This window comes from Pseudomonas sp. FG47 (assembly GCF_057809115.1).
This window is the reverse complement of the sequence record NZ_JBMDJI010000011.1, coordinates 1-24,883: the sequence shown is the minus strand read 5'-3', so window position 1 is coordinate 24,883 and position 24,883 is coordinate 1. Positions and strand designations below refer to the sequence as shown.

Sequence of the window (24,883 nt, the reverse complement as noted above, 5' to 3'; positions counted from 1 at the left end):
GCAACAAGAAGCAGTTGGATGATTTCCTCGCGTCTATACCAGGTAAGCCTTAGCGACAAGTTGAACGAAAAGGTCCGTCATGTGTGAGCAGGGCAGGCCTTTGTTGTTAACGAATACCGTCGAGAGCGATCAGGGCCGAATCTCGATCATCGTCCCGTCCTTGACCATGCTCCATACCTCGCGCATGTCGTCGTTGCGCATGGCGATGCAGCCTTCGGTCCAGTCGAGGGTATGGAAGTACCATTCCGGGTACTCCTCGTTGATCGGCGTGCCGTGGATCATGATCATGCTGCCAGCGGCGACCCCCTCGCTGCGCGCCTTGGCCGCATCGCTGATGTTCGGGTAGGAAATGTGCATGGCCAGGTTGTAGCGGTCGCTGACCTTGCGCCAGTCCAGCCAGTACAGGCCCTCGGGGGTCTTCTTGTCGCCCTCGCGCTCCTTGGCGCCCTTGGGTTGCTTGCCCAGCGAGATGCGGTAAGTCTTGAGCGGCTCGCCACGGCTGATCAGTTGCAGGCGGCGCTCGGACTTGATCACCAGCACCTTGTCGATCAGGCGCTCCTGCGGCGCGGCAGTGGCGGCCGGCTGCACCGGCGACGGCTGCGCCGAAGGCGTCTTGCGGATGATGGTCTCGGTGAAGGCCGCTTGCGACACCGAGGCGACACTGAGGCAGAAGAGGGCGAGCAGCCAGCGCATGAAACCGTATCCCTGAAAACTTAGGTGGTGGACGACGCGACGTTCATCGGCGGCAGGTATTCATGGCCAATCGGGTAGTGCTGCCTGATGCGGTCGCGATAGTAGCATTCTAGTGTGCGTGTGACGGTGCGGAAAGCCAGCTCGGCCCATGGGATCTGCTGTTCCTCGAACAAGCGCACCTCCAGGCTCTCGACGCCTATGGCGAAGTCCAGGTCGCTCAGTTCGGCGCGGAAGAACACATGCACCTGGTTGATGTGCGGCAAATCGAACAGCTGGTACAGGTGCGTTTCAGCGACCCGGGCGCAGGCTTCCTCGACGGTTTCGCGACGGGCGGCCTGCTCCAGGGTCTCGCCGTTCTCCATGAAACCGGCGGGCAGGGTCCAGAAGCCTCGGCGCGGTTCGATGGCGCGCCGGCACAGCAGCACCTGGCTGCCCCAGGTGGGCAGTATCCCGGCGACGATATTGGGGTTCTGGTAATGGATGGTCCGGCAGTGATCGCAGACATACCGCAGACGGCTGTCGCCTTCGGGGATCCGCTGGGTGACCGGTTGGCCGCACGCGCTGCAGAATTTCATGCTTTATTCATTCCTGTGGGGTCGGGCTATCTTGGCGCGCCCGGCCCGGCCACCGCAAGCGCGCCCCGGTCGGGGCTTGGGTGCCTTGCGGCTTTGGTGCATCATGCAGGGCAGGCCTTGGAATCGAGAGTGCGTAATGCTGGACGAGCTTCTTCGCCGAATGAGCAACCATACCCCCGCGTCACTGGAGACGGATCACCGTTTCCCTGAAGCGGCGGTGCTGCTGCCCATTACCCGCAGCGAAGAGCCCGAGCTGGTCCTGACCTTGCGTGCCAAGGGGTTGTCCACCCATGGTGGCGAAGTAGCCTTCCCCGGTGGCAGGCGCGACCCGGAGGATCCGGACCTGGTGTTCACCGCTCTGCGCGAAGCCGAGGAGGAAATCGGCCTGCCGCCAGGGTTGGTCGAGGTGATCGGGCCACTCAGCCCGCTGGTGTCGTTGCATGGGCTGAAGGTGACACCGTTCGTCGGCTTGATCCCCGACTACGTCGACTACCGTGCCAACGATGCGGAAATCGCCGCCGTCTTCAGCGTGCCGCTGGCCTTTTTCCGCCAGGACCCACGCGACCACACCCACCGCATCGACTACCAGGGCCGCAGTTGGTATGTGCCCAGCTACCGTTACGGCGACTACAAGATCTGGGGGCTGTCGGCGATCATGATCGTCGAGCTGGTCAACCTGTTGTTCGATGCTGGCATCAGCCTGCACCAGCCCCCCGAGCGTTTCATCAAGTACTGAGCGGGGCCGACCCCGCCACTGGCCTTATACCGTGAGGAGCGATACATGAAATACCGCCTGGGCGACCTGCGCGTCGAGACCCACCCCAGCAGTTGGACGGCGCCCAACGCCACGCTGATCGGCAAGGTGCGCCTGCAGGCCCGTGCCAGCGTGTGGTTCGGCGCGGTACTGCGTGGTGACAACGAGCTGATCGACATCGGCGAGGACAGCAACGTCCAGGACGGTACGGTGATGCACACCGACATGGGCTCGCCGCTGAACATCGGCAAGGGCGTGACCATTGGCCATAACGCCATGCTGCATGGCTGCGACGTGGGCGACTACAGCCTGATTGGCATCAATGCGGTGATCCTCAACGGTGCGCGTATCGGCAAGCACTGCATCATTGGCGCCAACGCGCTGATCGCCGAGGGCAAGGAGATCCCCGATGGTTCGCTGGTGATGGGCTCGCCGGGCAAGGTGGTGCGTGAGCTTACCGAGCAGCAGAAACGCATGCTCGAGGCCAGCGCCGCGCACTATGTGCACAACGCCCAGCGCTACGCGGCTGAGCTGGTCGTCGACGATGAGTGACGAACGCCCCGTGGCCTCGCCCTGCGTCAGCATCTGCGCGCTGGACGAGCAGGATATCTGCACTGGTTGCCAGCGCACGGTGGACGAGATCACCCGCTGGGGCCGCATGGATAACACCGAGCGGCGTCTGGTGTTGCAGCGCTGTCACCAGCGCGCGGCGGCGGCGGGGCTGATCATCGGCCTGTAGTCTGCTCTCGCGAGGATTACCGCGTGGGAGCGGGCTTGCCCCGCGATAGGGGCAACGCTAATCTGTCCGGCTTGCCCAAGCCAAACAGTCATCATGTTCTATCTCATCGCCTACATCAGCAGCGTGGTGTTGATCAACTACGCCTTCTCCAGTGCGCCGCACCTGGACGTGATCTGGTCCGCCTGGGGCGGGTTGGTGTTCATCTTGCGCGACATGGTGCAGACCCGCTATGGCCATGGCGCGCTGTTGGCGATGCTGGTGGCGCTGGTGCTCTCCTACGCCACCTCGGAGCCAGCCATCGCCCTGGCCAGCGCCACGGCGTTCTTCGTTTCCGAGCTGATCGACTGGCTGGTGTTCAGCATCACCCGTCGCCCCCTGCGTGACCGTCTGTGGCTGAGCTCGGCGCTGAGCATCCCGGTGGACACCTTCATCTTCTTCGGCATGATCGGTGCCTTGACGCCTGCGGTGATCGGCACGGCGATGGCCTCGAAGTTCGCCGGGGTCACGGCGGTGTGGTTGATCATGGCGTGGCGGGCACGGCGCGCGGTGGCCACATCCTGATGTAGAATACCGGTCCATTTTTCAGCGGGCGGCAGCCAGCGTGGCGCGGCCCCGGACGCCTTCGAGGACCTGAAATGACCCGTATCGGAACCCCATTGTCGCCCACCGCGACCCGTGTACTGCTGTGCGGCTGCGGCGAGCTGGGCAAGGAAGTGGTGATCGAGTTGCAGCGCCTGGGCGTCGAGGTGATCGCCGTGGACCGCTATGCCAATGCCCCGGCCATGCAGGTCGCGCACCGCAGCCACGTGATCAACATGCTCGATGGGGTTGCCCTGCGTGCGGTGATCGAAGCGGAGAAGCCGCATTACATAGTCCCCGAGATCGAAGCCATCGCCACCGCCACCCTGGTCGAGCTGGAAAGCGAGGGTTTCAACGTGGTGCCCACTGCTCGCGCCACCCAGCTGACCATGAACCGCGAAGGCATCCGCCGCCTGGCCGCCGAAGAGCTTGACCTACCGACCTCGCCGTACCATTTTGCCGATACCTTCGAGGACTACAGCAAGGCGGTCGCCGACCTGGGCTACCCCTGCGTGGTCAAGCCGGTGATGAGTTCGTCGGGCAAGGGCCAGAGCCTGCTGCGCAGCGCCGATGACCTGCGCAATGCCTGGGACTATGCCCAGGAAGGCGGTCGTGCCGGCAAGGGCCGGGTGATCATCGAGGGCTTCATCGATTTCGAGTACGAAATCACCCTGCTCACCGTGCGCCATGTTGGCGGCACCACTTTCCTCGCCCCGGTCGGCCATCGCCAGGAGAAAGGCGACTACCAGGAGTCGTGGCAGCCCCAGGCCATGAGCCCGAAGGCATTGGCCGAGTCGCAGCGGGTGGCCCAGGCGGTCACCGACGCGCTGGGCGGTCGTGGCCTGTTTGGTGTGGAACTGTTCGTCAAGGGTGACCAGGTGTGGTTCAGCGAGGTCTCGCCGCGTCCGCACGACACTGGCCTGGTGACCTTGATCTCCCAGGACCTGTCGCAGTTCGCCCTGCATGCCCGAGCCATCCTCGGCCTGCCGATCCCGGTTGTGCGCCAGTTCGGTCCATCGGCCTCGGCGGTGATCCTGCCTGAAGGTCAGTCGCAGCAGACCAGCTTCGCCAACCTCGGTGCGGCGCTGAGCGAACCGGACACCGCCATTCGCCTGTTCGGCAAGCCAGAGATCAATGGCACTCGGCGCATGGGCGTGTGCCTGGCGCGTGACGAGTCGGTCGAGGCCGCTCGTGCCAAGGCGACCCGCGCCTCGCAAGCGGTCAAGGTCGAGTTCTGATCTGAGATTGCTGGGGCCGCAAAGCGGCCCCAATTGCTTACAGCTCGGTATTACGCGTCTCTTTCAGGCACAACACGGCAATCAGGCTGATCACCGCCGCCGCCGACACATACCCGCCCACCCAGCTCAACCCGCCCATGCTCACCAGCTTCTGGGCAAAGAACGGTGCCGCCGAGGCGCCGACGATGCCGCCCAGGTTGTACGCCGCCGAGGCGCCGGTGTAGCGCACATGGGTTGGGAACAGCTCCGGTAGCAGCGCGCCCATGGGCGCGAAGGTCACCCCCATCAGGAACAACTCGATCGCCAGGAACAGCGCCACGCCGGTGGTCGAACCCGAGGTCAGCAACGGCTCCATGGTAAAGCCCGAGGCGATCGCCAGCAGGCCGCCGACGATCAGCACCGGTTTACGCCCGTAACGGTCGCTGAGCCAGGCCGACAGCGGCGTGGCCAGGGCCATGAAGACCACGGCGAAGCACAGCAGGCCGAGGAAAGTCTCGCGGCTGTAGCCCAGGGTCGACACCCCGTAGCTCAGCGAAAACACCGTGGAAATGTAGAACAGCGCGTAGCACACCACCATTGCCGCGGCGCCGAGCAGGGTCGGCAGCCAGTAGCGGGCGAACAGGTCGACCACTGGCATTTTCACCCGTTCATGACGAGCGACCGCCTTGGCGAACACCGGGCTTTCCTCCAGTTTCAGGCGTACATACAGCCCCACCAGCACCAACGCGGCGCTGAGCAGGAACGGCACGCGCCAGCCCCACTCACGGAACTGCTCGTCGCTGAGCACCAGCGCCAGGGTCAGGAACAGGCCGTTGGCGGCGAGAAAGCCGATCGATGGGCCCAGTTGCGGGAACATGCCGAACCAGGCGCGCTTGCCCTCGGGGGCGTTCTCGGTGGCCAGCAGCGCCGCGCCGCCCCATTCGCCACCCAGCCCCAGGCCCTGGCCGAAGCGCAGCAGGCAGAGCAGGATCGGCGCCCACACGCCGATGCTGTCGTAGCCGGGCAGCACGCCGATCAGCGTGGTGGACACGCCCATCAACAGCAGAGAGGCCACCAGGGTCGATTTGCGCCCGATGCGGTCGCCGAAGTGGCCGAACAGCGCCGAGCCCAGGGGGCGGGCGAGGAAGGCGATGCCGAAGGTGAGGAACGCCGCGAGCATTTGCGCGGTGCCGGAACCAGAGGGGAAGAACACCGGGCCGATCACCAATGCGGCGGCGGTGGCGTAGACATAGAAATCGTAGAACTCGATGGCGGTGCCGATGAAGCTGGCAGTGGCTACCCGGGCCGGTGAGTTGACCGGGGCGCTGGCGGCAGGTTCGGCGTAAGTGCTGCTGGTAGTCATGCAAAGGTCCCTGACAGTCGTTGCTCCATGGGGCACGGCCCATGTGACGGACACACGGGAGCCGGAGCGAATTGTTATGAGTCGCGTGACTGACGATAGCCCAAGGGGTAGGCGGGGAGCGGGCGCTGTTCGGGGTGTTGAAGCAGGGCCGCGGGGCATGTCAGCGATGCGCGCTGGCCGTGGAGTGCCGGGTGCGGGTAGCGGGCGAGACGGCAGGGCTGGGTAAGCGTGGCTCGAGTATAGCTATCGAGCCACTGTCCAGGCCAGTACCTTGCTTGCACAATTATCCTCGGTTTCGAGGATTTCCAGCCGATATCTGCCAATTCTCAGGCAAACTGCGCTGGCGGGGATGCTTTCCAGGGCTTCGGTGACCAGGCCGTTCAGGGTCTTCGGCCCGCCATCGCAGGGCAGGTGCCAGCCCAGCGTACGGTTGATTTCCCGTAGCGAGGCGGTGCCTTCGATGATGAAGCTGCCATCGGCCTGGGGGTGGACATGGGGGTTGTCCAGGCTGTGTTCGTCCTCGAACTCGCCGACGATTTCCTCGAGAATATCCTCCAGGGTGACGATCCCCAGCACCTCGCCGTATTCGTCGACCACCACGCCCATGCGCCGCTGCTGCTTGTGGAAGTTCAGCAACTGCATTTGCAGCGGGGTGCTCTCGGGGACGAAGTAGGGCTCGTAGCAGGCAGCCTGGAGTTTCTCCAGGGTCAGTTCGGCTCGTGGCAGCAGGTGGCTGATCAGCTTGGTATTGAGGACCGCTTCGACCTGGTTGATGTCGCTGTGATAGACCGGCAGGCGGGTGTGGCGGCTGACGATCAACTGCTCGATGATGCGCTCGATGGTGTCGTCGAGGTTGATGCCATCGACTTCGTTGCGCGGTACCAGGATGTCGTTGACGGTGATCTTGTCCAGCGCCTGCAAGCCGTCGAGCAGGCCATGGCGATTGTGGTCAGCGGTCTCGTCCTCGTCATACGCCTCTTCCTGCTGCGGATGCACGGCCACGGCCGTGGGCTGCACGCGGAACGGGCGTAGGATCAGCCGGGCGCAGCCATCGAGCAGGCAGCCCACAGGCTGCAGCATGGCCAGCGGCGGCTTGAGCAGGCTGGCGCCGAGGCTGATGAAGGCTTGGGGATTGCGCCGGGCCAGACGCCGCGGCAGGTATTCGGCAAGCACCAGCAGGCCCAGCGCTGCCCCCAGGCCGGTCAGCCAGAAGCCGTGTTCGCCGCTGAGACGTTGGCCGATCAGGCAGGCCAGACCCAGCACCAGCAGCTTGCCGAGGCTGGCGCCGAGCACCAGGCCCTGGCTGGGCAGGGCTGGCTCGGCATGGCCATTGAGCTGCTGGCGGGCGGCGTCCACCGCGGTGAAGAGCGCCGACCACAACAGCGCCAGTGCGATGATGCCGAGCAGCGGGGCGTACGGCAGGCTATCCATGGCGGGTCGTCAGATATGCAGGATGAATTCGCGGACCAGCTTGCTGCCGAAATAGGCCAGCATCAGCAGGCAGAAGCCGGCCAGGGTCCAGCGGATGGCCTTGTGGCCACGCCAACCGAGGCGGGTGCGGCCCCACAGCAGCACGCTGAACACCACCCAGGCCACGCAGGCCAGCAGGGTCTTGTGCACCAGGTGCTGGGCGAACAGGTTGTCGAGGAACAGCCAGCCGGAGACCAGCGACAGCGACAGCAGGCCCCAGCCGGCCCAGAGGAAGCCGAACAGCAGGCTCTCCATGGTCTGCAGCGGTGGGAAGTTGCGGATCATCCCGGACGGATGCTTGTTCTTCAGCTGACGGTCCTGCAGCAACAGCAGCAGTGCCTGGAACACGGCGATGGTGAACAGGCCGTAGGCGAGGATCGACAGCAGGATATGCGCGAGGATGCCGGGCTCTTCGTTGATCAACGGCACCGTGCCGGGTGGGGCGAACTGCGCCAGCAGCGCAGTGACGGCGCCGAGCGGGAACAGCAGCACCAGCAGGTTTTCCACCGGAATGCTCAGGCAAGCGATCAAGGTCAGGCCTATGACCGCCGCGGCGATCAGGCTGGCAGCGCTGAAGAAGTCCAGGCTCAGGCCCAGCGGGGTGATCAGTTGGAAGAACAGCGCGCCGCCCTGGGCGACGACCGCCAAGGCACCGAGCACGCCGAGCAGCCGTTTGTCGGCACGGGTGCCACGGGCCAGGCCAGTGGCCTGGTAGACGGTCGCGGCCAGATAAAGGAAGGCGGCGAGCAGATTGGGGATGAGGCTGGGTGAAGAGAACATAAGTCCTGGCGTGCAAGCCCTAAAGGGACGGAGTTTGGCATAGAACGCGGTGGGCAAGGAAGACTGCGTATCAATCGCGGGGCAAGCGGCCGGTGGTCCAGCGCGAGGTGTGCGTCGCCAGCAGTCTCCGCTATAATCGCCGCCTTGCTGTGCCCGGCGCGTGTGCATGTTCCCCCGGGCACCTGAAAAACCTCGGCTTCACTGGGCCTGTAAGGATCACCATGTTCGAAAACCTGACCGACCGCCTGTCACAGACGCTGCGCCATGTCACCGGCAAGGCCAAGCTGACCGAAGACAACATCAAGGACACGCTGCGCGAAGTGCGCATGGCCCTGCTCGAGGCCGACGTCGCCCTGCCGGTGGTCAAGGATTTCGTCAACAGCATCAAGGAGCGCGCGGTCGGCACCGAGGTGTCGCGCAGCCTGACCCCGGGCCAGGCCTTCGTGAAGATCGTCCAGGCCGAGCTGGAAAGCCTGATGGGCGCGGCCAACGAAGAGCTGACGCTCAACGCCGCGCCGCCTGCGGTGGTGCTGATGGCCGGTCTGCAAGGTGCTGGTAAGACCACCACCGCCGGCAAGCTGGCGCGCCACCTCAAGGAACGCAAGAAGAAGAGCGTGATGGTGGTGTCCGCCGACGTCTACCGCCCGGCGGCGATCAAGCAGCTCGAGACCCTGGCCAACGACATCGGCGTGACTTTCTTCCCGTCCGACATCAGCCAGAAGCCGGTGGCCATCGCCGAGGCGGCGATCCGCGAAGCCAAGCTCAAGTTCATCGACGTGGTGATCGTCGACACTGCCGGTCGCCTGCATGTCGATGCCGACATGATGGACGAGATCAAGGCCCTGCACGCCGCGGTCAAGCCGATCGAAACCCTGTTCGTGGTCGACGCCATGACCGGCCAGGACGCCGCCAACACCGCCAAGGCTTTCGGTGATGCGCTGCCGTTGACCGGCGTGGTGCTGACCAAGGTCGACGGTGACGCCCGTGGCGGTGCCGCGCTGTCGGTGCGCGCCATTACCGGCAAGCCGATCAAGTTCATCGGCATGGGCGAGAAGACCGAAGCCCTCGAGCCGTTCCACCCCGACCGCATCGCCTCGCGCATCCTCGGCATGGGTGACGTGCTCAGCCTGATCGAGCAGGCCGAGCAGACCATCGACAAGGAAAAGGCCGACAAACTGGCCAAGAAGTTGAAGAAGGGCAAGGGCTTCGATCTCGAGGACTTCCGCGATCAACTGCAACAGATGAAGAACATGGGCGGCCTCGGCGGCCTCATGGACAAACTGCCGAGCATCGGTGGCGTCAACCTGTCGCAGATGGGCAACGCCCAGGGCGCGGCCGAGAAGCAGTTCAAGCAGATGGAGGCGATCATCAATTCCATGACTCCTGCCGAACGCCGCGACCCCGACCTGATCAGCGGTTCGCGCAAGCGCCGCATCGCCCTCGGTTCCGGTACCCAGGTGCAGGACATCGGCCGGCTGATCAAGCAGCACAAGCAGATGCAGAAGATGATGAAGAAATTCTCCGCCAAGGGCGGCATGGCCAAGATGATGCGCGGCCTCGGCGGGATGCTGCCGGGTGGCGGCATGCCAAAACTGTAAACGAATCCGGCTGGCCTGCTTGCATGAAGGAGGCCGGCTAGACCCCGCTCAGGCGGGAACATGGTCGCCGCGAGGCGGCTGAAACCGGCGGAACTGAACGGTGGGCCACGGCTTGCCGAAAAAGGCATTTGCAAATGTCCGTGTATTCCCCGAGAATATGCGGCCTTTTGGGCACCCGTGTGCCCATTGGGCATTCAGTTTTGCAGCACCGACTATAGGAACGATGTTCACATGGTAACCATTCGTCTGGCCCGTGGCGGCTCGAAAAAGCGCCCATTCTACCACCTGACCGTGACCAACTCGCGTAACGCCCGTGACGGCCGTTTCGTTGAGCGCGTTGGTTTCTTCAACCCGATCGCATCGGGCGCCGAAGTCAAGCTGTCGGTCAACCAAGAGCGCGTCACCTACTGGCTGAGCCAGGGCGCACAGCCGTCTGAGCGCGTTGCTCAGCTGCTGAAGGAAGCTGCCAAGGCCGCAGCCTGAGCAGTATGAACGCGACGCCAGAAAAGGCTGACGACCTGATCGTCGTTGGCAAGATTTTTTCGGTTCACGGCGTTCGCGGCGAGGTGAAGGTGTACTCCTTTACCGATCCGATTGAAAACCTGTTGGATTATCCGCGCTGGACGCTCAGGCACGAAGGCAAGGTAAAGCAGGTCGAGCTGGTCAGCGGTCGTGGCTCCCAAAAGGGCCTGGTCGTGAAACTCAAAGGCCTCGATGATCGTGATGAAGCCCGTCTTCTGAGCGGCTTCGAAATCTGCATCCCGCGGAGCCTTTTGCCCAACCTGGCAGCCGACGAGTACTACTGGTACCAGTTGGTGGGCCTGAAGGTCATCAATCAGGACGAACAACTGTTCGGCACGATCGATCACCTGTTGGAGACCGGCGCGAACGATGTAATGGTGGTCAAGCCCTGCGCAGGCAGCCTGGATGATCGCGAGCGTCTGTTGCCCTATACGGCGCAATGCGTGCTTGGTATCGACCTGGAAGCAGGCGTGATGCGGGTTGAATGGGACGCGGACTTCTAAACGATGGGTAACCTTCGCGTAGACGTCATCACGTTGTTCCCCGAGATGTTCTCGGCCATCACGGAGTACGGCATTACCAGCCGCGCGGTGAAACAGGGGTTGCTGCAAGTGACCTGCTGGAATCCGCGGGACTACACCACAGATCGCCACCACACCGTGGATGATCGGCCGTTTGGCGGTGGTCCGGGCATGGTGATGAAGATCAAGCCTCTGGAAGACGCCCTGGTTAGCGCCAGGCAGGCGACCGGAGCATCGGCAAAGGTGATCTACCTTTCGCCACAAGGCCGCAAGCTGACTCAGCAGGCGGTCAAAGGTCTGGCCGAACAGGAATCGTTGATCCTGATCGCCGGCCGTTATGAAGGCATCGACGAGCGCTTTATCGAGGCTCATGTCGATGAGGAGTGGTCGATTGGCGACTATGTGCTTTCCGGTGGCGAGCTGCCGGCCATGGTACTGATCGATGCGGTTACGCGGCTGCTGCCCGGAGCTTTAGGGCATGTGGACTCGGCGGAGGAAGACTCTTTCACCGACGGTCTGCTTGATTGCCCGCACTACACCCGACCTGAGGTGTATGCGGATCAGCGCGTTCCCGACGTGTTGCTAAGTGGCAACCATGCACATATCCGGCGTTGGCGGATGAAGCAGTCCCTTGGTAGGACCTTCGAACGACGCGCCGATCTTCTGGAAAGTCGCTCGCTTTCTGGAGAAGAGAAGAAGCTGCTCGAGGAATACCTCCGCGAGCGGGACGATAGTTAACGTATCGATGGTGGATCGAGTATCCATCTTAGGAGCACAGCATGACCAACAAGATCATCCAGCAGCTCGAAGCCGAGCAGATGAGCAAAGAGATCCCGACCTTCGCGCCAGGCGACACCGTTGTCGTCCAGGTTAAAGTGAAGGAAGGCGACCGCTCGCGTCTGCAGGCGTTCGAAGGCGTCGTTATCGCCAAGCGTAACCGCGGTCTGAACAGCGCCTTCACCGTGCGCAAGATTTCCAGCGGCGTTGGCGTGGAGCGTACCTTCCAGACCTACAGCCCGCAGATCGACAGCCTGGCCGTGAAACGTCGTGGTGACGTGCGTAAAGCCAAGCTGTACTACCTGCGCGACCTGTCCGGCAAAGCCGCTCGCATCAAGGAAAAACTGTCCTGAGTACAGTTTGCCTGGTGGCCTGAGGCCCCTTGCGAGAAAAAAGCAGCCTTCGGGCTGCTTTTTTGCATTTTGAATTCTGCCTTTGCGAAGTAACCCAGTGATGACAGACAGAGACCAGGAAATCCAGCGCCGCACCGAGCTGTCGGTGACCCGCGTGACCAAGGCGGTGTTCCCCAACACCACCAACCACCACAACACCCTGTTCGGCGGCACGGCGCTGGCATGGATGGACGAAGTGTCGTTCATCGCCGCCACCCGGTTTTGCCGCCTGCCACTGGTAACCGTGTCCACCGACCGCATCGACTTCAAGCACCCGATCCCGGCCGGTTCGATCGTCGAGCTGGTGGGCAGTGTGGTCAAGGTGGGTAACACCAGCTTGCAGGTGCAGGTGGATGTGTTTGTCGAGAACATGTACCTGGACGGCCGCGAGCGTGCCATTCATGGGGTGTTCAGCTTCGTTGCCATCGACGAGGACAAGCGCCCGGTGCCGGTGCTCCCGGCCGCCTGACGTTCCCCGCCCTTGGAGGAGCCAGCCTTGCTGGCGAACGCAGGCGCCACCGTTCTGTCATGGCGCGCTTACGGGGCGGGGTGCGCCGCAAACGTGCAGGAGCCGGCTTGCCGGCGAACACCGGCAAAGCCGGTGCTATCCACTGCGTCGGCGGGTTCGCCAGCAAGCTGGCTCCTACAGGTTGGGCTGCGGTTCCACCAGCGCCACCAGCGTCCAACCCGGTTGAGGCTTGAGCGGGTTTTCCGGGCTGGCCACATGCACCCAGCCTTGGCTGTCGCGGGCGAACAGCAATGTCGCGCGTTCGCCATGCAGTTGCTGGTAGTCCGCCCAGGTAAATGCCTCGGTCAGCGTGGTGCTGTACAGCTCGGCCCCCTGGTTCAGCAGCTTGGCCAGTTGCCCGTAGGTCATGGGGCTCGAGCCGAGCAATTGCCCGCGGTGCTCCTCGCTGGCCCGGTGCTTGTCACTGCGTTGCTTCTCAAGGCCGCTGGCCAGCACGAACAGCCGGCCGTGGCCGAAATCATGGCGAAAGCGGGCGCAGGCCAGCGCGTTGATTTCCCCGGCCGGCGATAACCCCAGCAGGTGGCCGAGCCCGACCAGGTCAAGGTGGGCATCGGCATGCTGGGAGGCCGGGTTGCCGAAGTAGGTGGGCAGGTTCTCCATGCGCGCGGCACGGATGTTCTCCCAGCTCGAGTCGGTCAGCAGCACCCGGCAGCCGAGTTGTTGCAGCGCCTTGGCGATAGCGCGCGCGGGTGGGTTGGCACCCACGACGAGAAACCCGCTGGGCGCCGGCTCCGCGACCTTGAGCAAGCGTGCCAACGGTCTTGCCGTGGCGCTTTGCAGCACCACGGTGCCGATGATCACGGCGAAGGTCAGTGGCACCAGCAGCAGGGCGCCTTGATGACCGGCCTCGTCCAGGCGGATGGCGAAGATCGCCGACACCGCCGCGGCGACGATGCCCCGTGGCGCAATCCAGGCCAAAAGCGCGCGCTCGCGCCAGCTCAAGGGAGAACCCAGGGTCGACAGCCAGACGTTCAGCGGTCGCGCCAGCAACTGGATCACCAGCAGCAGTGCCAGTACCGCAGGGCCCAGGGCCAGCAGCGCATGCAGGTCGAGCCGCGCCGCCAGCAGGATGAAAAGCCCGGAGATCAGCAGCACGCTGAGGTTTTCCTTGAAATGCAGGATTTGCCTTACATCCACGCCTGGCATGTTGGCCAGCCACATCCCCATGACGGTGACCGCCAGCAGCCCCGACTCATGAACGATCTGATTGGCGGCGATGAAGATACCCAGCACCGCCGCCAGCGAGGCGAGGTTGTGCAGGTACTCCGGCAGCCACTGCTCGCGCATCACCTGTCCCAGCACCCAGCCACCCGCAGCACCGAGCGCGCTGCCGCAGAGAATCACCCCGGCGAAGGTCACCAGGCTCTGGCTCAGGCCATTGCCGGCGGCGCTGGCGATGATGAAGCTGTAGACCACCACCGCCAGCAAGGCGCCGATCGGGTCGATGACGATGCCTTCCCAGCGCAGGATGTTGGCAATCGCCGCCTTCGGGCGCACCACCCGTAGCATGGGGACGATCACCGTGGGGCCGGTGACCAGAGTCAGGGTGCCGAACAGGATTGCCAGGGGCCAATCGAAGCCCAGCAGCCAGTGGGTAGCGACGGCGATCAGCAGCCAGGTGCTCAACGCGCCGACGGTGACCAGGCGATGTACCACGCTGCCGATCTCGCGCCATTGCGACAGGTGCAGGGTGAGGCTGCCTTCGAACAGGATCAGCGCCACCGCCAGCGACACCAGTGGCATCAGCAATGGGCCGAACAATGTCTGCGGTTGCAGCCAGCCCAGCACCGGCCCGGCGAGAATGCCGCACAGTAGCAGGAACAGGATCGCTGGTAGTTTCAGGCGCCAGGCCAGCCATTGGCAGAGCAGGGCGGCCGCGCCGATGCCGCCGACGCTCAAAAGAATCTGCTGTTCGTTCATGCGGGCTCCCTCTGCATGCCATGTTGTGAAAGACTAAGCGTCATTTCGCCGTTTGCCACCGAGTCTTCATGCCTGCACTGGACCACCCCCTGATCGACCAGTTCCTCGACGCCCTGTGGCTGGAAAAAGGCCTGTCCGACAACACCCGTGCCTCCTATCGCAGCGATCTGGCGCTGTTCAACGGCTGGCTGCAGGAAAAGCACGTGCTGTTGCCCGATGCCGGCCGCGAGCTGATCCTCGATCACCTGGCCTGGCGCTTTGACCAGGGCTACAAGCCGCGCTCCACGGCGCGGTTCCTCTCTGGTGTGCGGGGCTTTTACCGCTACCTGCTGCGCGAGCGGATGATCGCCGTCGACCCGACGCTGCAGGTCGACATGCCGCAGCTCGGTCGGCCATTGCCCAAATCGCTGTCGGAAGCCGACGTCGAGGCCCTGCTGCAAGCCCCTGAGCTGGGCGAGGCCATCGGCCAGCGCGACCGGGCGATGCTCGAGGTCCTGTATGCCTGTGGCCTGCGGGTGACCGAGCTGGTCAGCCTGACCCTCGACCAGGTCAACCTGCGCCAGGGCGTGCTGCGGGTGATGGGCAAGGGCAGCAAGGAGCGCCTGGTGCCGATGGGCGAGGAGGCCGTGGTATGGATCGAGCGCTACCTGCGCGGTGGTCGTGCCGAACTGCTCAATGGCCGCCCCAGTGATGTGCTGTTCCCCAGTCAGCGGGGCGAGCAGATGACCCGGCAGACCTTTTGGCACCGGATCAAGCACCACGCCCAGGTTGCCGGAATCGGCAAGGCGCTGTCGCCGCATACCCTGCGCCATGCCTTCGCCACCCACCTGCTCAACCATGGCGCCGACCTGCGCGTGGTGCAGATGCTGCTGGGCCATAGCGACCTGTCCACCACGCAGATCTACACCCACGTCGCCAAGGCCCGCCTGCAACAGCTGCACGCCCAGCACCATCCACGTGGATGAATGATTTTCATGTTCCGCCGACCGGCGCCTGAGGACCCCTACTGCGCCGGTCTGTTGTGGTAGGCTTGGACGGTTTGTTGCAAGGGCCTGTTTTTTGCCGCGCGCGATGCGCGAGCGATGCCCCAACGGCCCCGTCCGCCTTCAGGAGTACCCCATGCGCGTGACCCAGATTTTCGCCGCCGCCGCCCTGGCGCTGGCCAGTACCTTTGCTGTCGCTGCCGCCAGCGACGCCAACGCCGGCGCCGAGCAGGCGATCCGCAAGTCGTTGCAGAACCTCGAGCTGGAAGTGCCGGTCGAGAGCGTCGCCAGCAGCCCGCTCAATGGCCTCTACGAGGTCAAGTTGCAGGGCGGGCGCGTGCTGTACGCCAGCGCCGATGGCCAGTTCGTGATGCAGGGCTACCTGTTCCAGATCCAGGACGGCAAGCCAGTCAACCTCACCGAGAAGACCGAGCGTGAAGGCGTCGCCAAGCTGATCAACGGCATCCCGAAAGGGGAGATGGTGGTCTATCCGGCCAAGGGCGAGACCAAGTCGCACATCACCGTGTTCACCGACACCACCTGCCCGTACTGCCACAAGCTGCACGCCGAAGTGCCCGAGCTCAACCGTCGCGGTATCGAGGTGCGCTATGTCGCCTTCCCGCGCCAGGGCCTGGGCTCGCCGGGTGACGAGCAGTTGCAGGCGGTCTGGTGTTCCAGCGACCGCCGCGCGGCGCTGGACAAGATGGTCGATGGCAAGGAAATCAAGGCCGCCAAGTGCGCCAACCCGGTCGGCAAGCAGTTTGCCCTGGGGCAGTCGATCGGGGTCAACGGCACGCCGGCGATCGTGCTCGAGAGCGGCCAGGTGATCCCGGGCTACCAGCCGGCGCCACAAGTGGCCAAGCTGGCCCTGGCTGGCCAGCAGCAAGCCGCCAAGTAATCAATTCAGTACGCCGTCGTCATGGGGTGACGGCATGTTTCACGGTCGGCGCAGGTGCCGGCCGTTCAATGGGGAGTTCACTGTGAATCCGGTCAAAGTAGGCATCTGTGGGTTGGGGACCGTCGGTGGCGGAACCTTCAATGTACTTCAGCGCAACGCCGAGGAGATTGCCCGCCGTGCCGGGCGCGGTATTGAAGTGGCACAGATTGCCATGCGCTCGCCGAACCCGAACTGCCAGATTACCGGTACCCCCATTACCGCTGATGTGTTCGACGTGGCCAGCAACCCCGAGATCGATATCGTCATCGAGCTGATCGGCGGTTACACCGTCGCCCGCGACCTGGTGCTCAAGGCCATCGACAACGGCAAGCACGTGGTCACCGCCAACAAGGCGCTGATCGCCGTGCACGGCAACGAGATCTTCGCCAAGGCTCGCGAGAAGGGCGTCATCGTCGCCTTCGAGGCCGCCGTGGCTGGTGGCATCCCGGTGATCAAGGCCATCCGCGAGGGCCTGTCGGCCAACCGTATCAACTGGCTGGCCGGGATCATCAACGGCACCGGCAACTTCATCCTCACCGAAATGCGTGACAAGGGTCGCGCCTTCCCCGACGTGCTGGCCGAAGCCCAGGCGCTGGGTTATGCCGAGGCCGACCCGACCTTCGACGTCGAAGGCATCGACGCGGCGCACAAGCTGACCATCCTGGCGTCCATCGCCTTCGGCATCCCGCTGCAGTTCGACAAGGCCTACACCGAGGGCATCACCCAGCTGACCACTGCGGACGTCAACTACGCCGAGGCCCTGGGCTACCGCATCAAGCACCTGGGCGTGGCCCGCCGCACCGCCGAGGGCATCGAGCTGCGCGTGCACCCGACGCTGATCCCCAACGACCGTCTGATCGCCAACGTTAACGGCGTGATGAACGCGGTGATGGTCAACGGCGATGCCGCAGGCTCGACCCTGTACTACGGTGCCGGTGCCGGCATGGAGCCGACCGCCTCGTCGGTGGTCGCCGACCTGGTCGACGTGGTTCGCGCCATGACCTCGGATCCGGAAAACCGCGTGCCACACCTGGCCTTCCAGCCCGACGCGCTGTCGGCCCATCCGATCCTGCCGATCGAGGCCTGCGAAAGCGCCTACTATCTGCGCATCCAGGCCAAGGACCACCCGGGCGTGCTTGCCCAGGTCGCCAGCATCCTTTCGGCGCGCGGCATCAACATCGAGTCGATCATGCAGAAGGAAGCCGAGGAACAGGACGGCCTGGTGCCGATGATCCTGCTGACCCACCGCGTGGTCGAGCAGCGCATCGACGACGCCATCGTTGCCCTCGAAGCCCTGCAGGACGTGGTCGGCAAGGTCGTGCGGATTCGCGTCGAACAGCTCAATTAATCTCAGCGGCGGGCCGCCCGGGCGGCCCGCGCCCAGCATCGAAGGTTTGTCCCATGCGCTATATCAGTACCCGCGGCCAGGCTCCGGCCCTGAACTTCGAAGACGTCCTGCTGGCAGGCCTGGCCAGTGATGGCGGCCTGTACGTCCCCGAAAACCTGCCACGTTTCACCCAGGAAGAAATCGCCTCCTGGGCCGGCCTGCCGTACCACGAGCTGGCCTTCCGGGTGATGCGCCCGTTCGTCGACGGCAGCATCGCCGATGCCGACTTCAAGAAGATCCTCGAAGAAACCTACGGCAACTTCGCCCACGCCGCGGTGGCGCCGCTGCGCCAGCTCAACGGCAACGAGTGGGTGATGGAGCTGTTCCACGGCCCGACCCTGGCGTTCAAGGACTTTGCCCTGCAACTGCTCGGCCGTCTGCTCGACCATGTGCTGGTCAAGCGCGGCGAGCGCGTGGTGATCGTTGGCGCCACCAGTGGCGACACCGGCTCGGCCGCCATCGAAGGTTGCCGCCGTTGCGACAACGTCGACATCTTCATCCTGCACCCGCACCAGCGCGTGTCGGAGGTGCAGCGCCGGCAGATGACCACCATTCTTGGTGACAACATCCACAACATCGCCATCGAGGGCAACTTCGACGACTGCCAGGAGATGGTCAAGGCCAGCTTCGCCGACCAGTCGTTCCTCAAGGGCACCCGCCTGGTGGCGGTCAACTCGATCAACTGGGCGCGGATCATGGCCCAGATCGTCTACTACTTCCACGCAGCCCTGCAGCTGGGCGGCCCGGCCCGTTCGGTGGCGTTCTCGGTGCCGACCGGCAACTTCGGCGATATCTTCGCCGGTTACCTGGCGCGCAACATGGGCCTGCCGATCAGCCAGCTGGTGGTGGCGACCAACCGCAACGACATCCTGCACCGCTTCATGAGCGGCAACCAGTACGTCAAGGATGCCCTGCACCCGACCCTGTCGCCGTCGATGGACATCATGGTCTCGTCCAACTTCGAGCGCCTGCTGTTCGACCTGCACGGTCGCAATGGCGCGGCGGTAGCCCAGTTGATGGACACCTTCAAACAGGGCGGCGGTTTCAGTGTCGAGCAGGATCGCTGGACCGAGGCGCGCAAACTGTTCGATTCGCTGGCCGTGACCGACGCGCAAACCTGCGAGACCATCGCCGAAGTGTTCGCCAGTACTGGTGAGGTGCTCGACCCGCACACCGCGATCGGCGTCAAGGCCGCCCGCGAGTGCCGTCGCAGCCTGGACACACCGATGGTGGTGCTGGGCACCGCGCACCCGGTCAAGTTCCCCGAGGCGGTGGAGCAGGCCGGCGTCGGCAAGGCCCTGGAATTACCGGCGCACCTGAGCGACCTGTTCAGCCGTGAGGAGCGTTGCACGGTGCTGGCCAACGACCTGAAGACCGTGCAGGCCTTCGTCAGCCAGCATGGCAATCGTGGCAAGCCGCTGTAAGGCGCGCGGTCGCATTCATCCTGTGAGGGTCACGAGAGTGGCCCTCATCGTTTTCGGACATTTCCTATAGAACTACCCGTTGGCCTCTCCCTACAGTGATCGCCTGATTTTCACGGCGTATTGCCCAGGAGCCGGCCCATGCACAACCTTCATGTGCTTATCCATCAGACACGCCCCTTCCACCAGATCCGCCTGCACCAGGCTTTCAATGCCCAGGGGCTCTACAACGTCCGCTTGAGCGACGACGTGGGCGAGATCATCAGCGACCTGGCGCGTGGGCGACCTGCCGACCTGCTGGTGCTCGACCATGGGATGGCGCGGCAGGAGGCCTTGCCCTTGTTCGCGCGCCTGGCGTCCATCGCTTCGACGCGCGCGCTACTGTTCGTCGGCCAGGCGCAAGCCGGTGCCAGCCTTGCCCATGAGGCGCGACGCCATGGCCTGCAGGTGCTGGTGGATGTGCCTTGGCCCAGGCTGGCCGTGGCTCTGGGTCGGGCGCTGGATGGCTTGGCGCTGGAGCGCAAAGGCCGCTGGCGAAACTGTCATGTTGACCGCGCATGCTCGCTGGAGCGGGCTTGATGCGAACTTTCCATCACGCCCGACGGTCAGTTCCCACATGTCCCTAGCCAGCGAGTGATCCGGATGGAACGAGTCTGCAGACTGCTCAACGATGCCCTGATCCCCTACCAGGCCGCGCTTGGCGCGCTCGATGCCGATGGTAACCGGCAATTGACCTTGTATGACCAACAGGGTGCGTTGATCCTGCGGCGTACGGTCTGTGCGCGGCAGTTGCTGGTCGACCTGGTGGATGGCCTGCACCGCGACCTGCAGATTGTCGAAGGGCGTTTGCAGCCTTGCGTGATCGCCGCGTTGCAACATCGCCAGCAGCCCCCGGGAACCTTTGCCTGACGGCCAAATCAGACGCTTTAGGGGCCGCCTGGCGATGCTTTGCTCCGGTATCGCGCAGGGTGCCACTGGAAGTCCCAAGGGCTTTCGCTTGACCCCGGTCGTCTTCCCCAGCGGCCGGGGTTTCTTTTTTGCCAGCCTTGCTGGCACCGCAGGCAACGCGGTGCAGCTTGAGCCTCAATACCTGGGTTCGAAGAAATGCCGAGCCTGCTCGAGATAGTCCTGCTGCAACGCTGGGTCCAACCAGCTGGCGTACAGCTCGGGGAGGCTGTGCTCACGCAATTCGGGCAGCAGTTGATCGATATGGGCAATGGCCTCCCGCCCCAGGGCGGTGTCCGAGCAGCCCACATGCAGGAACTGGTAGCGATCCACTCCGCGGATCGGATGGAAGCTGTAGTCGTCGAGTGTGCCGCCCTGCTGCTGGATCAGGTAGCGCACCTCCGGCCAGTAGCCCAGCACCAGTTGCAGGCGACCCAGTTGCTGCATCTGCAGCAGGCTGGCGGTGGCGTCGTTACCGTAGTGGCGGCTGAAGGCGCTATCGGGCAATTGGCGCAGCACTTGGTCGACCTGCACGCTGTAGCTGCGTTCGGCGACGATGCCGAGTTTCAGTTGGGTCTGTGCCAGTAAGCGCTGCAAGTCCACTTGCTCGCCATCGAGGAAGGGGGCGAGCAGCGCCTGGTCCTGCTTGCGTATCACCAGGCCGCTGCTGAGCACGCCCAGCGAGGGTTTGGAGAAATGTACGTAGCGTGCCCGCTCAGGGGTCCACAGCAAGGTTGGATCACAGGTGAAGCTGGGCTCCTGGAGCATCTGGATGCCGCGCGCGCGGTTGACCCGGACAATACGGTGGTCGTACTCGGGCATCTGTGCGATCAGCTGCGGCAGCAGTTGGTCGATCACCCCGCGCCCTTGCGAGGGGCCTTCGAAGATGGTGAACGGCGGCAGGTCTCGCACCAGCCACAGCAGGCGTTCCTTGGCCTCGGCCATGTGCACGCTGGCAAGCAGCAGGCAGAGCAGGGCAGGCAGCTGCGCGATACGCATGGGCCAGGCCGCCGCGCGCTCAGAGCACGCCGTCGGCGCGCAAGCGGGCGATGGCGGCGGCGTCGTAACCTAGGGCTGTGAGCAGCGCGTTGGTGTGTTCACCCAGGGTCGGGCCGATCCATTCGGCAGAGCCCGGGGTGTCGGACAGCTTGGGCACGATACCGGGCATCTTGAACGGCTTGCCATCTGGCAGGCGGGCTTGGAGGAACATCTCGCGGGCGAGGAATTGCGGGTCGCCCAGCATGTCTTCGGCGCTGTAGATACGGCTGGCCGGCACCTGGGCGTCGTTGAGCACCTGCATTACTTGGTTCAGCGGCAGGCTGTTGGCCCAGCGGTCGATCACGCCGTAGAGCTCGTCGCGGCGGGTATCGCGGCCGTCGTTGGTAGCCAGTGCGGCATCGTTGGCCAGGTCGTCACGGCCGATAGCCTGCATGAAGCGCTTGAAGATCGCGTCGCCGTTGGCCCCGATCTGTACGTGGCGACCATCGGCAGTGGTGTGGATGGACGATGGCGTGATGCCGGGCATGATGTTGCCGGTGCGCTCGCGAATGAACCCGAACACGTCGAACTCCGGGACCATGCTTTCCATCATGGCGAAGATAGCCTCATACAGCGCCACGTCCACCACCTGGCCCTGGCCGCCGTTGACTTCGCGATGACGCAGGGCCATCAGCGCGCCGATCACGCCCCACAGCGCGGCGATCGAGTCGCCGATGGAGATGCCTGTTCGCACCGGTGGGCGGTCCTCGAAGCCGGTGATGTAACGCAGCCCGCCCATGGACTCGCCAACCGCGCCAAAGCCCGGCTGGTCTTTCATCGGCCCGGTCTGGCCGAAGCCCGACAGGCGCACCATGACCAGGCGCGGGTTGAGCGCATGCAGCACGTCCCAGCCCAGGCCGAGTTTCTCCAGCACGCCGGGGCGGAAGTTTTCGATCAGGATGTCGGCCTCGGCGAGCAGGCGCTTGAGCACTTCGCGGCCTTCTGGGTGCTTGAGGTTGAGGGTCAGCGACTGCTTGTTGCGCGCCTGGACGAACCACCACAGCGAGGTGCCTTCATACAGCTTGCGCCATTTGCGCAACGGGTCGCCGCCGTCAGGGGACTCGACCTTGACCACCTCGGCGCCGAATTCGGCGCAGATGCGCGAGGCAAACGGGCCGGCGATCAGGGTGCCGAGTTCAATGACTTTCAGGCCGGCGAGTGGCTTGCTGGGCGTGGGCATGGGGCATCCGTGGCGGCTGGGCGTGCGCAGGTTGTATCACAGCTCGGCAACGGCAGGTATACCGGCGTCGTCCGAACCGGCGCTATCGGTTAGACTGTGCGCCTTTCCCCCGCAAGAAGCCCAGCGCCCATGGCCCAGCCGTCCACCACCTACAAGTTCGAACTGAATCTGACCGACCTCGATCGCGGCGTGTACGAGAGCGTCAAGCAAACCATCGCCCGTCACCCGTCGGAAACCGAGGAGCGCATGGCCGTGCGCCTGCTGGCCTATGCCCTGTGGTACAACGAAAACCTGGCGTTCGGCCGGGGCCTGTCGGATGTCGACGAGGCGGCGGTGTGGGAAAAGAGCCTGGACGATCGCATCCTGCACTGGATCGAAGTCGGCCAGCCCGACGCCGATCGCCTGACCTGGTGTTCGCGCCGCACAGAACGCACCAGCCTGCTGGCCTATGGCAGCCTGCGGGTCTGGGAAACCAAGGTGCTCGGCGCGGTCAAGGGCCTGAAGAACCTCAATGTCGCCGCCGTGCCGCAAGAGGTGCTGGAGACCCTGGCCACTGATATGCCGCGTGCCATCAAGTGGGACGTGATGATCAGCGAAGGCACGGTGTTCGTCACCGACGACCGTGGCCAGCACGAAGTGCAACTGCAGTGGCTGCTCGGCGAGCGCGGCTGACCTGATTCACACCTGATCGACGAAGGCCCCATGCATATCGAACCCCGCCCCCTGCCATCGCCCCTGCCGTTGCTGGGCAACCTGCCACCGTTGCTGACCCGCTTGTACGCCGCCCGTGGCGTGCAGTCGGAGGTCGAACTGGACAAGAGCCTGGCGCGGCTGCTGCCGTACCAGCAGCTCAAGGGCATCGAGGCGGCGGTGGACCTGCTGGTCGAGGCCTTGGACCTGCGCCAGCGCATTCTCATCGTTGGCGACTTCGACGCCGACGGCGCCACGGCCAGCACCGTGGGCGTGCTTGGCCTGCGCCTGCTGGGCGCGGCTCATGTCGATTACCTGGTGCCCAACCGTTTCGAGTACGGCTATGGGTTGACCCCGGAGATCGTCGAGGTTGCCTTGCAGCGCCAGCCGCAGCTGCTGATCACCGTGGACAACGGTATTTCCAGTGTCGAGGGCGTGGCGGCGGCCAAGGCGGCGGGGCTCAAGGTGCTGGTCACCGATCACCACTTGCCGGGCGAGCAGTTGCCGGACGCGGACGCCATCGTCAATCCGAACCAGCCGGGCTGCGGCTTCCCGAGCAAGTCGCTGGCTGGGGTCGGGGTGATTTTCTATGTGCTGATGGCATTGCGGGCTCGCTTGCGCAGCCTGGGTCGCTACGAAACCCAGGCGCAGCCGAACATCGGCGAGTTGCTCGACCTGGTGGCCCTGGGCAGTGTCGCCGACGTGGTGCCGCTGGATGCCAACAACCGGATCCTTGTGCATCAGGGCCTGGAGCGTATCCGCGCCGGCCGTGCGCGACCGGGGCTCAAGGCCATTCTCGAAGTGGCCCGGCGGGATCACCGGCGTATCACTTCCACCGACCTGGGCTTCATCCTCGGCCCTCGGCTCAATGCCGCCGGGCGGCTGGACGACATGAGCCTGGGTATCGAGTGCCTGCTGTGCGATGACGCGGCGGTGGCGCTGGACATGGCCCAGCAGCTCGATGGCCTGAACCAGGACCGCAAGTCCATCGAGCAGGGCATGCAGCGCGAGGCGCTGGCCCAGCTCAAGGACTTGCCGGTGGAGTCAATGCCATATGGCCTGTGCCTGTTCGATGCGGATTGGCACCAGGGGGTGATCGGCATTCTGGCCTCACGCCTGAAGGAGCGTTACCACCGCCCGACCATCGCTTTCGCCGATGCTGGGGAGGGCATGCTCAAGGGCTCGGCGCGGTCGGTGGCGGGGCTGCATATTCGTGATGCGCTGGACGCGGTGGCGGCGCGGCACCCGGCGTTGATCAGCAAGTTTGGCGGGCATGCGATGGCGGCGGGTTTGTCGCTGCCGGCCGAGCATTTCCCGGCGTTTGCCGAGGCCTTCGATGAGGAAGTTCGGCGCCAGCTGCGTGAAGAGGACCTGACTGGGCGGTTGCTGTCGGATGGCACGTTGGCGGTGGAGGAGTTCCACCTGGACCTGGCGCGGGCCCTGCGCAATGCCGGGCCTTGGGGGCAGCACTTTCCCGAGCCGTTGTTCCATGGGGTGTTCCAGCTGGTCGAGCAGCGGGTCGTGGGGGAGCGGCACTTGAAGGTGGTGCTCAAGAGCGAGTGTGGGTCGGTGCGGCTGGATGGGATTGCCTTCGGGATCGACCGCGAGGTGTGGCCGAACCCTACTGTGCGTTGGGTGGAGTTGGCTTACAAACTAGATGTGAATGAGTTTCGTGGGAATGAGAGTGTGCAGTTGATGATTGCTCATATGGAGGCGCGGTAGGTCGCGTACCATTGTTTGTTTGTGGTTTTAGGTTTTGTGTATTTCTACATGCGCGGTGGCGACGCTTACATCGCTGTTTCGCCTTGCGGCGACTTACTTAATGAGATGGTCACCCCGGCACCCTGCGAGGCGTACGCTTTCGCAGGGTGTT

General features: G+C 64.3%; 27 protein-coding genes. 19 read left to right on the top strand and 8 right to left on the bottom strand.

From position 1 onward, the window contains the following. Nucleotides 1-129: 129 nt before the first annotated feature. Together ACODS5_RS11245 and ACODS5_RS11240 are read right to left on the bottom strand one after the other, a co-directional pair. The gene (locus ACODS5_RS11245) at nt 130-693 is read right to left on the bottom strand and encodes a L,D-transpeptidase family protein (RefSeq protein ID WP_134691639.1); all 564 of its coding nucleotides are present in this window, start codon (nt 691-693) and stop codon (nt 130-132) included. Between the two features lie 20 nt (nt 694-713). Next, nucleotides 714-1,268 (bottom strand): NUDIX hydrolase, encoded by a 555-nt coding sequence (locus ACODS5_RS11240; RefSeq protein WP_134691638.1) that lies wholly within the window; start codon nt 1,266-1,268, stop codon nt 714-716. A 136-nt stretch (nt 1,269-1,404) separates the two neighbouring features. Here ACODS5_RS11240 and ACODS5_RS11235 point away from each other — a divergent pair, with 136 nt between their 5' ends. From ACODS5_RS11235 to purT, 5 genes are all read left to right on the top strand, one after another. Then, nucleotides 1,405-2,004 carry a CoA pyrophosphatase gene (locus ACODS5_RS11235; protein WP_489108692.1) on the top strand — a complete coding sequence of 200 codons (600 nt, stop codon included), beginning with the start codon at nt 1,405-1,407 and terminating at the stop codon, nt 2,002-2,004. 45 nt (nt 2,005-2,049) lie between these two features. After that, entirely contained in the window at nt 2,050-2,574 is a 525-nt protein-coding gene (locus tag ACODS5_RS11230; RefSeq protein ID WP_134691636.1) for a gamma carbonic anhydrase family protein, read from the top strand. Continuing rightward, nucleotides 2,567-2,761, top strand: coding sequence for a DUF1289 domain-containing protein (locus tag ACODS5_RS11225; RefSeq protein WP_134691635.1), 195 nt, complete (start codon nt 2,567-2,569; stop codon nt 2,759-2,761). Before ACODS5_RS11230 ends, ACODS5_RS11225 begins: the two co-directional genes overlap by 8 nt. Nucleotides 2,762-2,854: 93 nt before the next feature. After that, nucleotides 2,855-3,322: a VUT family protein gene (locus ACODS5_RS11220; protein WP_134691634.1), complete on the top strand. Its 468-nt coding sequence runs from the start codon at nt 2,855-2,857 to the stop codon at nt 3,320-3,322. A 74-nt stretch (nt 3,323-3,396) separates the two neighbouring features. Next, nucleotides 3,397-4,578 (top strand): formate-dependent phosphoribosylglycinamide formyltransferase, encoded by a 1,182-nt coding sequence (purT, locus tag ACODS5_RS11215; RefSeq protein WP_489108691.1) that lies wholly within the window; start codon nt 3,397-3,399, stop codon nt 4,576-4,578. Between the two features lie 37 nt (nt 4,579-4,615). Here purT and ACODS5_RS11210 read toward each other — a convergent pair whose 3' ends face one another. The 3 genes from ACODS5_RS11210 to ACODS5_RS11200 all read right to left on the bottom strand — a co-directional run bounded on the left by ACODS5_RS11210 (nt 4,616) and on the right by ACODS5_RS11200 (nt 8,170). Continuing rightward, a complete protein-coding gene (locus ACODS5_RS11210; RefSeq protein WP_489108690.1) occupies nt 4,616-5,920 on the bottom strand; it encodes an MFS transporter in 1,305 nt (434 codons plus the stop codon). A gap of 243 nt (nt 5,921-6,163) precedes the next feature. Then, nucleotides 6,164-7,351, bottom strand: coding sequence for a transporter associated domain-containing protein (locus ACODS5_RS11205; RefSeq protein ID WP_489108689.1), 1,188 nt, complete (start codon nt 7,349-7,351; stop codon nt 6,164-6,166). 9 nt (nt 7,352-7,360) lie between these two features. Continuing rightward, nucleotides 7,361-8,170, bottom strand: a complete 810-nt coding sequence (locus tag ACODS5_RS11200; RefSeq protein WP_134694049.1) for a cytochrome C assembly family protein — start codon at nt 8,168-8,170, stop codon at nt 7,361-7,363. A gap of 221 nt (nt 8,171-8,391) precedes the next feature. Between ACODS5_RS11200 and ffh the strand changes: the two genes are divergently transcribed. From ffh to ACODS5_RS11170, 6 genes are all read left to right on the top strand, one after another. Next, nucleotides 8,392-9,768: a signal recognition particle protein gene (gene ffh, locus ACODS5_RS11195; RefSeq protein WP_134694048.1), complete on the top strand. Its 1,377-nt coding sequence runs from the start codon at nt 8,392-8,394 to the stop codon at nt 9,766-9,768. 231 nt (nt 9,769-9,999) lie between these two features. Next, on the top strand, nt 10,000-10,251 hold the full coding sequence (gene rpsP / locus ACODS5_RS11190; RefSeq protein WP_011535318.1) for a 30S ribosomal protein S16: 252 nt from the start codon (nt 10,000-10,002) through the stop codon (nt 10,249-10,251). A 5-nt stretch (nt 10,252-10,256) separates the two neighbouring features. Further along, complete coding sequence (gene rimM, locus ACODS5_RS11185) at nt 10,257-10,793, top strand: ribosome maturation factor RimM (protein ID WP_134694047.1); 537 nt, start codon at nt 10,257-10,259, stop codon at nt 10,791-10,793. A 3-nt stretch (nt 10,794-10,796) separates the two neighbouring features. After that, on the top strand, nt 10,797-11,549 hold the full coding sequence (gene trmD / locus ACODS5_RS11180) for a tRNA (guanosine(37)-N1)-methyltransferase TrmD (protein ID WP_008094486.1): 753 nt from the start codon (nt 10,797-10,799) through the stop codon (nt 11,547-11,549). A gap of 41 nt (nt 11,550-11,590) precedes the next feature. Then, complete coding sequence (gene rplS, locus ACODS5_RS11175; RefSeq protein ID WP_011535315.1) at nt 11,591-11,941, top strand: 50S ribosomal protein L19; 351 nt, start codon at nt 11,591-11,593, stop codon at nt 11,939-11,941. Between the two features lie 100 nt (nt 11,942-12,041). Beyond that, nucleotides 12,042-12,449, top strand: a complete 408-nt coding sequence (locus tag ACODS5_RS11170) for an acyl-CoA thioesterase (protein WP_134694046.1) — start codon at nt 12,042-12,044, stop codon at nt 12,447-12,449. A 174-nt stretch (nt 12,450-12,623) separates the two neighbouring features. Here ACODS5_RS11170 and ACODS5_RS11165 read toward each other — a convergent pair whose 3' ends face one another. Next, nucleotides 12,624-14,429 carry a cation:proton antiporter gene (locus ACODS5_RS11165; protein WP_489108688.1) on the bottom strand — a complete coding sequence of 602 codons (1,806 nt, stop codon included), beginning with the start codon at nt 14,427-14,429 and terminating at the stop codon, nt 12,624-12,626. A 68-nt stretch (nt 14,430-14,497) separates the two neighbouring features. On the opposite strand from ACODS5_RS11165, the gene xerD reads away from it, so the two are divergent. The 6 genes from xerD (at nt 14,498) to ACODS5_RS11135 (ending at nt 20,066) form a co-directional block, all read left to right on the top strand. Further along, nucleotides 14,498-15,394 carry a site-specific tyrosine recombinase XerD gene (xerD, locus tag ACODS5_RS11160; RefSeq protein WP_134694043.1) on the top strand — a complete coding sequence of 299 codons (897 nt, stop codon included), beginning with the start codon at nt 14,498-14,500 and terminating at the stop codon, nt 15,392-15,394. A 154-nt stretch (nt 15,395-15,548) separates the two neighbouring features. Further along, nucleotides 15,549-16,310 (top strand): thioredoxin fold domain-containing protein, encoded by a 762-nt coding sequence (locus ACODS5_RS11155; protein WP_134694042.1) that lies wholly within the window; start codon nt 15,549-15,551, stop codon nt 16,308-16,310. Nucleotides 16,311-16,392: 82 nt separating this feature from the next. Then, nucleotides 16,393-17,697 carry a homoserine dehydrogenase gene (locus ACODS5_RS11150; RefSeq protein ID WP_217849642.1) on the top strand — a complete coding sequence of 435 codons (1,305 nt, stop codon included), beginning with the start codon at nt 16,393-16,395 and terminating at the stop codon, nt 17,695-17,697. A 53-nt stretch (nt 17,698-17,750) separates the two neighbouring features. Further along, the gene (gene thrC, locus ACODS5_RS11145; RefSeq protein WP_134694040.1) at nt 17,751-19,160 is read left to right on the top strand and encodes a threonine synthase; all 1,410 of its coding nucleotides are present in this window, start codon (nt 17,751-17,753) and stop codon (nt 19,158-19,160) included. Between the two features lie 138 nt (nt 19,161-19,298). After that, nucleotides 19,299-19,736 carry a histidine kinase gene (locus tag ACODS5_RS11140; RefSeq protein ID WP_134694039.1) on the top strand — a complete coding sequence of 146 codons (438 nt, stop codon included), beginning with the start codon at nt 19,299-19,301 and terminating at the stop codon, nt 19,734-19,736. A 63-nt stretch (nt 19,737-19,799) separates the two neighbouring features. Next, entirely contained in the window at nt 19,800-20,066 is a 267-nt protein-coding gene (locus ACODS5_RS11135; RefSeq protein ID WP_489108687.1) for a DUF3509 domain-containing protein, read from the top strand. 174 nt (nt 20,067-20,240) lie between these two features. On the opposite strand, the gene ACODS5_RS11130 is transcribed toward ACODS5_RS11135, so the two are convergent. Together ACODS5_RS11130 and ACODS5_RS11125 are read right to left on the bottom strand one after the other, a co-directional pair. Then, nucleotides 20,241-21,101 carry a TIGR02285 family protein gene (locus tag ACODS5_RS11130; RefSeq protein WP_134694037.1) on the bottom strand — a complete coding sequence of 287 codons (861 nt, stop codon included), beginning with the start codon at nt 21,099-21,101 and terminating at the stop codon, nt 20,241-20,243. A 19-nt stretch (nt 21,102-21,120) separates the two neighbouring features. Further along, nucleotides 21,121-22,320 (bottom strand): CaiB/BaiF CoA transferase family protein, encoded by a 1,200-nt coding sequence (locus ACODS5_RS11125; protein WP_489108686.1) that lies wholly within the window; start codon nt 22,318-22,320, stop codon nt 21,121-21,123. A 129-nt stretch (nt 22,321-22,449) separates the two neighbouring features. Here ACODS5_RS11125 and ACODS5_RS11120 point away from each other — a divergent pair, with 129 nt between their 5' ends. Both ACODS5_RS11120 and recJ read left to right on the top strand, forming a co-directional pair. After that, entirely contained in the window at nt 22,450-22,992 is a 543-nt protein-coding gene (locus ACODS5_RS11120) for a YaeQ family protein (protein WP_134694035.1), read from the top strand. A 30-nt stretch (nt 22,993-23,022) separates the two neighbouring features. Further along, nucleotides 23,023-24,732, top strand: a complete 1,710-nt coding sequence (gene recJ, locus ACODS5_RS11115) for a single-stranded-DNA-specific exonuclease RecJ (RefSeq protein ID WP_134694034.1) — start codon at nt 23,023-23,025, stop codon at nt 24,730-24,732. Nucleotides 24,733-24,883 lie beyond the last annotated feature (151 nt).

Bases quoted from the DNA above. Each gene is read 5' to 3' on its own strand.
- ACODS5_RS11135 (WP_489108687.1), top strand. From the start codon at position 19,800: ATGGAACGAGTCTGCAGACTGCTCAACGATGCCCTGATCCCCTACCAG.
- recJ (WP_134694034.1), top strand. From the start codon at position 23,023: ATGCATATCGAACCCCGCCCCCTGCCATCGCCCCTGCCGTTGCTGGGC.
- ACODS5_RS11165 (WP_489108688.1), bottom strand. From the start codon at position 14,429: ATGAACGAACAGCAGATTCTTTTGAGCGTCGGCGGCATCGGCGCGGCC.
- xerD (WP_134694043.1), top strand. From the start codon at position 14,498: ATGCCTGCACTGGACCACCCCCTGATCGACCAGTTCCTCGACGCCCTG.
- ACODS5_RS11130 (WP_134694037.1), bottom strand. From the start codon at position 21,101: ATGCGTATCGCGCAGCTGCCTGCCCTGCTCTGCCTGCTGCTTGCCAGC.
- ACODS5_RS11225 (WP_134691635.1), top strand. From the start codon at position 2,567: ATGAGTGACGAACGCCCCGTGGCCTCGCCCTGCGTCAGCATCTGCGCG.
- ACODS5_RS11235 (WP_489108692.1), top strand. From the start codon at position 1,405: ATGCTGGACGAGCTTCTTCGCCGAATGAGCAACCATACCCCCGCGTCA.
- ACODS5_RS11240 (WP_134691638.1), bottom strand. From the start codon at position 1,268: ATGAAATTCTGCAGCGCGTGCGGCCAACCGGTCACCCAGCGGATCCCC.
- ACODS5_RS11155 (WP_134694042.1), top strand. From the start codon at position 15,549: ATGCGCGTGACCCAGATTTTCGCCGCCGCCGCCCTGGCGCTGGCCAGT.
- thrC (WP_134694040.1), top strand. From the start codon at position 17,751: ATGCGCTATATCAGTACCCGCGGCCAGGCTCCGGCCCTGAACTTCGAA.
- ACODS5_RS11220 (WP_134691634.1), top strand. From the start codon at position 2,855: ATGTTCTATCTCATCGCCTACATCAGCAGCGTGGTGTTGATCAACTAC.
- rplS (WP_011535315.1), top strand. From the start codon at position 11,591: ATGACCAACAAGATCATCCAGCAGCTCGAAGCCGAGCAGATGAGCAAA.
- ffh (WP_134694048.1), top strand. From the start codon at position 8,392: ATGTTCGAAAACCTGACCGACCGCCTGTCACAGACGCTGCGCCATGTC.
- ACODS5_RS11170 (WP_134694046.1), top strand. From the start codon at position 12,042: ATGACAGACAGAGACCAGGAAATCCAGCGCCGCACCGAGCTGTCGGTG.
- trmD (WP_008094486.1), top strand. From the start codon at position 10,797: ATGGGTAACCTTCGCGTAGACGTCATCACGTTGTTCCCCGAGATGTTC.
- ACODS5_RS11140 (WP_134694039.1), top strand. From the start codon at position 19,299: ATGCACAACCTTCATGTGCTTATCCATCAGACACGCCCCTTCCACCAG.
- rimM (WP_134694047.1), top strand. From the start codon at position 10,257: ATGAACGCGACGCCAGAAAAGGCTGACGACCTGATCGTCGTTGGCAAG.
- rpsP (WP_011535318.1), top strand. From the start codon at position 10,000: ATGGTAACCATTCGTCTGGCCCGTGGCGGCTCGAAAAAGCGCCCATTC.
- ACODS5_RS11230 (WP_134691636.1), top strand. From the start codon at position 2,050: ATGAAATACCGCCTGGGCGACCTGCGCGTCGAGACCCACCCCAGCAGT.
- ACODS5_RS11125 (WP_489108686.1), bottom strand. From the start codon at position 22,320: ATGCCCACGCCCAGCAAGCCACTCGCCGGCCTGAAAGTCATTGAACTC.
- ACODS5_RS11210 (WP_489108690.1), bottom strand. From the start codon at position 5,920: ATGACTACCAGCAGCACTTACGCCGAACCTGCCGCCAGCGCCCCGGTC.
- ACODS5_RS11245 (WP_134691639.1), bottom strand. From the start codon at position 693: ATGCGCTGGCTGCTCGCCCTCTTCTGCCTCAGTGTCGCCTCGGTGTCG.
- ACODS5_RS11200 (WP_134694049.1), bottom strand. From the start codon at position 8,170: ATGTTCTCTTCACCCAGCCTCATCCCCAATCTGCTCGCCGCCTTCCTT.
- purT (WP_489108691.1), top strand. From the start codon at position 3,397: ATGACCCGTATCGGAACCCCATTGTCGCCCACCGCGACCCGTGTACTG.
- ACODS5_RS11205 (WP_489108689.1), bottom strand. From the start codon at position 7,351: ATGGATAGCCTGCCGTACGCCCCGCTGCTCGGCATCATCGCACTGGCG.
- ACODS5_RS11120 (WP_134694035.1), top strand. From the start codon at position 22,450: ATGGCCCAGCCGTCCACCACCTACAAGTTCGAACTGAATCTGACCGAC.